This is a genomic window from Polaribacter sp. BAL334 (genome assembly GCF_015767435.1).
Classification (GTDB): domain Bacteria; phylum Bacteroidota; class Bacteroidia; order Flavobacteriales; family Flavobacteriaceae; genus Polaribacter.
Map to the genome: position 1 here is coordinate 1 of NZ_JADWOV010000260.1, position 372 is coordinate 372.

A 372-nucleotide genomic window follows, 5' to 3' on the forward strand; every position below is an offset into this window, starting at 1 on the left:
ACTCTATCAACAATATCAGTTATTTGATATTGACGGGTTTGCAACATTTGTTTACCGTCGTATAAAACGCCTGCCCAAGTATTATGAGAAGCAGAGATAGAACCTCTTAAAGTTGTGATTACCTTTTTAGCTTTTGGAAATTTTTTCATCATTTGTTGACAAACCGATAAAAAAGCCTCAGCCTTTACATTGTGACCTTCAGTTTGAACTGCAAAGCCTTCTGGTTTGATGCCAAAGTGCATTTCAGCATCTTCTTCATTCCCTAAAATCACATCACAATGCGAAGTCAGCTCGGTCATAATGGCTTCTCTATCACCTCCATATTTCCATAACTTAGCACGATAATTTAAATCAGTTGAGATGGTTATTCCC

General features: G+C 37.1%; 1 pseudogene. It reads right to left on the reverse strand.

The annotated features are described in order from the left end of the window. A pseudogene (locus tag IU405_RS05480) lies at positions 1–372 on the reverse strand (sugar kinase); the annotation flags it as partial.